General features: G+C 34.9%; 8 protein-coding genes. 2 read left to right on the forward strand and 6 right to left on the reverse strand.

Features of this window, described 5'->3' with window-relative positions:
* Positions 1-105: 105 nt before the first annotated feature.
* The 6 genes from SPD90_RS13445 to SPD90_RS13470 all read right to left on the reverse strand — a co-directional run bounded on the left by SPD90_RS13445 (position 106) and on the right by SPD90_RS13470 (position 3,745).
* Positions 106-1,419, reverse strand: a complete 1,314-nt coding sequence (locus tag SPD90_RS13445; RefSeq protein ID WP_320925561.1) for a DnaB-like helicase N-terminal domain-containing protein — start codon at positions 1,417-1,419, stop codon at positions 106-108.
* A gap of 24 nt (positions 1,420-1,443) precedes the next feature.
* Positions 1,444-2,517, reverse strand: coding sequence for a hypothetical protein (locus SPD90_RS13450; protein ID WP_320925562.1), 1,074 nt, complete (start codon positions 2,515-2,517; stop codon positions 1,444-1,446).
* 155 nt (positions 2,518-2,672) lie between these two features.
* The gene (locus SPD90_RS13455; RefSeq protein WP_320626453.1) at positions 2,673-2,816 is read right to left on the reverse strand and encodes a YvrJ family protein; all 144 of its coding nucleotides are present in this window, start codon (positions 2,814-2,816) and stop codon (positions 2,673-2,675) included.
* A 13-nt stretch (positions 2,817-2,829) separates the two neighbouring features.
* Positions 2,830-3,057 (reverse strand): DUF2922 domain-containing protein, encoded by a 228-nt coding sequence (locus SPD90_RS13460; protein WP_320626452.1) that lies wholly within the window; start codon positions 3,055-3,057, stop codon positions 2,830-2,832.
* A gap of 122 nt (positions 3,058-3,179) precedes the next feature.
* The gene (locus SPD90_RS13465; RefSeq protein WP_320626451.1) at positions 3,180-3,401 is read right to left on the reverse strand and encodes a DUF1659 domain-containing protein; all 222 of its coding nucleotides are present in this window, start codon (positions 3,399-3,401) and stop codon (positions 3,180-3,182) included.
* Between the two features lie 116 nt (positions 3,402-3,517).
* Positions 3,518-3,745: a DUF2922 domain-containing protein gene (locus SPD90_RS13470; protein ID WP_320626450.1), complete on the reverse strand. Its 228-nt coding sequence runs from the start codon at positions 3,743-3,745 to the stop codon at positions 3,518-3,520.
* Between the two features lie 335 nt (positions 3,746-4,080).
* On the opposite strand from SPD90_RS13470, the gene SPD90_RS13475 reads away from it, so the two are divergent.
* Positions 4,081-4,362, forward strand: a complete 282-nt coding sequence (locus tag SPD90_RS13475) for a Mor transcription activator family protein (protein WP_320626449.1) — start codon at positions 4,081-4,083, stop codon at positions 4,360-4,362.
* A gap of 1,130 nt (positions 4,363-5,492) precedes the next feature.
* Positions 5,493-5,869 (forward strand): hypothetical protein (locus SPD90_RS13480; protein ID WP_320925563.1); only part of this gene is annotated, 377 nt, incomplete at its 3' end.

Here is a 5,869-nt window from a genome sequence, read left to right on the forward strand (position 1 = left end):
TTCATTTTGTTTCCTCCTTGAGTTTTTTTATATTTATTTTAAGTGCAAGGGATTGGGGTTTTGCACGAAAATCGTGGGGCGCCCAATGTTGCAAATTGTTAATATTTAGTAAAAGCTAGGTTGTTCCCAAACTGGGTTGTAGCCGAAGTCTTTGGTGATTTCGGTGCCGGATTTTGTGAAGAATCTTTTGCGGTCTGGGTCGAATTTTAGCTTTGTGAATTTTTTTATTATGCCAGTGATCCTGTTTTTTAGGACTAGGATTTCTGTGATTGAGTCGGCGTCGTTTTTTCGTGAGGCTTTGAAAACGTAGTCGGCTAGGTTCGGGATTTCACTGGCACCTGATATATCGAATACGTGAGCTTGGCGATTCATGATTGAGCTTTTGTTGGAGTGAGCTACTAGTATGATTACGAGGCTGTATTTTTTTGCTAGGTTTTTTAAGGCTTTTGTTGCTATTATTTGTTTTTCGTATTTGTCGGAGCCGCTGCATTCTAGTGTCATTAGGTTGTCTAGGATGAAGAGCTTGACGTTTTTTTTGACAGCTAGGTATTCGATGACGTTTGAGAGATTTGTTTCGTCGGCTTTGGCGTCTTTTGAGAATACGAATAGCTTGTTTTTTGTCCAGTTGCTTATTAGCTCCCAGCCTTCTTTTGTGACTTTGGTGTATTTGCCGAAGTTGTTGGTGCAGCGTGCTAGGTGCTGTGGGTTTGCGACTGTTTTGAAAAACCACTCCATCATCATCTGGTATGTGAGCTCGCCAGAGTAGATGAAACCGTTGTAGCCGAGGCTTAGAGCGTTTGCTAAAATTTGGTTCAAGAAGGTGCTCTTGCCTGAACCGGGGTCGCCTGTCACGATTGAGAGCGTTCCGAAGTTGAGTCCGCCGCCTGTGATTGCATCTAAGCTCTGAAATCCTGTTTCGATAGCGCCTGAGGTTTTGTTTTCCATGGAAATTGAGGACGCCTCGATGAACAATTCCTCGACGTTGCCGGAGTCTAGGATTGTCGATTTTAAATCCTCTGAGAATTTTATCAATTCCTTGGAGTCCATGCTTTTGATGCTTTTGCAGGTAGTTAGCATCTGGTTGTAGATGGACCTTTTTGTGGATAATCCCTTGACAATTTTCATGTAGTACAGGATGTTGTCGCTTGTGGGAACTATGGTCACAAGGCTCGAGATATAGGGAATTCCACCGATTTTATCGAGTGCGTTTTCGTTTTTTAGCTCGTTTGAAAGCGTTATTAGGTCTATTTGCATGTTGGAATTTGACAGTTTTTTCATGCAGCTGTAGAGGATTCTGTGTTTTTCCAGGAAAAAATCATTTGCAGATAAATTAGCCTCGTTGCCCGCAATTATGGATTCTGGCTCGATTAAAATTGCCCCTAAAATGCTTTGTTCTGCTTCTATGTTGTATAAATCCATTGAAAATTCCCCCTCTCATGGATTTTAGATTTCCTCGAATTCGGATAGGTCGTAGGTGCCAAAGATGCCTGTGATTATGTTGGAGCTAGATTTGTTTTCGTCGTAATTTTTTCGGGATACTAGCTTGTCGTAATGCTTCCTCAATGAATGCGGACATAGAATTTGGCTACTCCAAAACGGATTTTCTAGATGCACCCACTTGATCACTGATTCAACCTCACTTGGATCACGCTTGTCGACATTTAGGATGAGGTCGAACTGTTTGATCCACAGAGCCATGTCCGGTGTCTTGAAGTTCGGGTTGTTTTTTTGAATCAGAGAGAGAAGCAATTGTGAGAGAATGTATTGGTTAGTAGTTATATCTATATCTCTCTCTAATTTAGTATTAGAATTTGATTTATTTAATATAGTATTAGAATTTGACTTAATAATTTTTGGGTCGAATTTTAAAGTCGTAGGGTTCGGATTAGAATCCGTAAGATTCGGATTAAAATCCATAAGGTTCGGAGTAGAATCCGCAAGGTTCGGAGCAAAATCCGTAAGATTCGGATTAAAATCCATAAGGTTCGGAGTAGAGTCCGCAAGGTTCGGATTAAAATCCATAATGTTCGGAGCAGAATCCGCAAGATTATTATTAAAATCCATAAGTTTCGGACTAAAATCCGTATAGTTCGGATTTAAATCCGGTTGATTTTCATCAGAGTAAATTGATGAATTGTTAGAAGCTTTACTATTAAAATCTTCATCTGGACAATCTGGAACCACAGGCTTTGAATTTATTAAAGTTATGTAATTTTTATCCAAAGTAAAATATGAATATCTTCCGCCATCGAATATAGTTTTTCTTTTTAAAACTTTTACATCGCTCATTTTTTTAAACTTCCTATATATAGAGTCCTTTTTTAAGCATAAAATAGGCAGTTCTTCTGTTAATTTTTGGTAGCTTATCCAGTAATATTTTTCATTATCTATATCTACACTTTTCATATTTCCAGAATCTTTAAAATTAACAAACCATCTAAGCAATAACAAATCGTCATTATCTAGCCCTAGCTTATGCGCAGCCTTTTGGTAAAATCCATGAATTGTATAAAACATAGTAACACGCTCCTAACTTAAAAAAATTTTTATATAAATATGTATAAATTTCGAAAAAATGCCAATAATTTAAATAACAAAATACATAGCTCCCCCGAAATTTCGGGGGAGGTGACAGATGTCTGAGGTGTTAGGCTCAGGCATCTGTTATTAACTTACTTTATATTAATGATGTTATTTGAAAGCTCATTAATACTATTGGTTAACCCCTCCAGCTTGCTTTCCAGTCTTATCAATAGATAGATGGACACGGCAACTGGGAATCCGACATTAGCTATTAAAGTTTCAATAACTTCCATGACTGATCACTTCCTATAGCACTAGGTCGTATTCAGTTGTTTGAGTGTTGACGATTTTTGCCTCGACTGCAGCTGTGAAGGCGTAATTACCTTTTTTGAAGATGCCCTTTTCGACGATTAGATCCATAGCCGCCTTGATTTCAGCTTCAGTGACGTCGTCTCGAGGAGCGTCTATGCTTATAGAGACTTGTTTGTCAACCTCGTTTTTGAATACCATTACTAATTTTTTATTTTCTTCCATGAAATCATCTCCTTTTAAATTTTTATAGCAGCTGAGGAGATCCCTGGTGACCGCCCCAGCTGGTTATCTAACTCAGTGCTGCGGAGTGTGAGAACCTAGCAGCTGAGTTAATGTGGGACAGATTATTCAGATAAAGATGTATTATCTATTCTGACTACATTGTATAATGTGTGTTTTTGTAGACCTGCTAGTGCATTTGCTACGTCCATTATGTCTTGGTCTAGCGCTTCTGGATCTACAAAGCCGAATGTTTTTGTTCCCATTATTCTTTTTGAATTTATGTCTACACCTTTGTCAAAGTATAGTTTTAATGATGATAAGTTTTTACTTGTTACTACTGCCATAGTATAGCCTCCTTTTTTTAAAATAAAATTTTTTTGAAAAACATGATATTTATTGATATTATTTACCTAGTTGCATAAAAACTTTGTTGATTCGATTAAAAATACTTATTAAATCACTACAGAACTAAATCGTATTCGTTAGTCTGAGTGTTGACGATTTGCGCTTCAACTACAGCTGTTAAAGCGTAAGAGCCCTTCTTAAAGATGCCCTTCTCAACGATAAGGTCCATCGCGGCTTTGATTTCGGCCTCGGTAACGTCGTCCCTTGGATCATCGATACTTATCGATACTTGCTTGTCTGCTTCGTTTTTGAAGACCATTACTAGTCTTTTGCTTTCATCCATTTTATCACCTCCTGATATGGAAATTTGAAAACCTTTGATTTGTTTTCTTACTATTATCATATATTATTTTTCGGACGAGGAGTAAAAAAACGTGCACGAATTTTGGACAAAATCGTGGCTTGTAAGCCTTGAAAATACTTTAGTTCAGAATAAGTTCTATTTTTCGAGTTAATATTTTTATTTTTGAGAAATTTGTCATATAAAATTTTAAGCCAAAAACCAAAAACGGAAATTATTTATATGTAAAATTTCCGCACTTTAATTTAATGTATATATTATAGAAGGAAATTTTAATAGTGAAGGATAAGAGGCGATATTTTATGGAGGTGAAAACGGTGAATGATGATTATATGAAGAAGTATATACCGAGGGATTTGTACAGGCTGTTTGATATAGTCGGCGAGGTTTTGTTTGAGAGGATATTAGATGTCTATGGTGGAAGCCAGATTTATATTCCTAGGAAGGAGTGTTATATGAGAGCTAAGAGGAATATGAGAATTTATGCGGAGTTTTGTGAAGACAGAAGTGTGAAGTGGTTGGCTGTTAAATGGAAGGTTTCGGAGTCTTGTGTTAGAAGGATTGTCAAGAGGGTTGAGATGGAGTTGAATGGTAAGTAGGTGGTGGATGGCCTTTCCTGTGTGGATGCAGGGAGGGCTGTTTTTTTATGAGGTATTGTAGTTTCGCTTGGAGCATTGTATTTATATTTAATAACTTTGTGATGCTTGTTTTTATGATGATTAAGAGATATTTACGGAGAATTTAGTTAGGGTAATGCTTGTAGTGGTTTTGGTTTTTGATGATATTGTTTGATATGATATAGTGGATAGATTAAATAAGAGTAAATTGGAAAAAGTGGATCGAGGATGAATAAGTTTCAAATTATGTGTAAATGCATGATGATTTAAGAATTTCTTTATCACAAAGTTGTTAAATATATTCATAATGGTAAAAAAGAAGACTTAATGGTGAAAATAAAATGAAGAAAAGTAATTAGAAAACATATAAGTACAAAATTATGAACATATAATGTATTGAAAAATTTTTTTTATGAGTATACAATATAAATTATTCTATAGAAAGTGTAAATTTTAAGAAAATAACTTATATTTGATAAATAATTATGTTTAATAAAAAAACAAGATTTTTATATTGGATTTAATTGAAGTTTTGCTAAAAAATTGGTAATATTTTATATATGTATTAAGTTTTAGGCTAAATTATTGCGATTGATAAATTTGAATGATATTATATAATAAAAGGAAAGATTTATATTTTTGTAAATTAAACCGTTTTTATTATTTTGCTGAGAATTTAGCTAAATTTTTAGGAGGGTTATAAGTTAGTTAATAGAGTAATTTTTTACTTTATTATATAGATAATGATGAAATTTGATATCTGAAATAGTAAAAATATGTTTTATTTATTGATTTTAGATATATAAACACATATTAAAGTGGATATAGATATCTCATCATTTCTAAAAGAGGGTTTCGGTGCAGGGATTGCATTTGGAACTGATATATTTAGACTTGTCTGTTAAGATGTGTTTTAAAATGGTGAGGGGCTAATTCAATTCGATTTGTCTTCTCTGTATTGATTTTTGTCTTGTATCCATCCAATTAGACTGAAGGTTGTACAGCACGATTTTAGGATATATTTTAAAGGGCAGTCACTGTGACGGGCGAGTTACGCAAGCTTGTTGTGGAGAATATATGTGCGTATAAATTTTAGAAAGGAGAGAGAAAAAATGGGAGTTAAAAGTTTTATTAAAAAATCGGTAGCCTTTGTTTCTGCTTTGGCTATGGCTTGTTCTATGGTGGTGATGCCTGCTGGGGCTTCTTATGCGGCTGAGGCTGATAGTGGTCTTAACTTGAACAAATCTGTAGAGTTACAAAGTGATGGTACTTATAAGATTACTTTAAGTTCTTATGCTACAGGAGAATATACTACTGTGACTGAAAAAAGTGGAGTTCCGCTTGATATAGTTTTAGTATTAGACCAATCTGGAAGTATGGAACAGGCATTGGGAGATGTAACTAGAGTTTATTCAAGCGATTTAGATACAACAAAAACATATCTTAGAATGACTGCTAATAATAGTAGTAGTGATATTAGATATGAACC

The sequence above is a fragment of the Intestinibacter sp. genome, assembly GCF_034113885.1.
In the GTDB taxonomy this organism is placed as follows: Bacteria; Bacillota; Clostridia; order Peptostreptococcales; family Peptostreptococcaceae; genus Intestinibacter.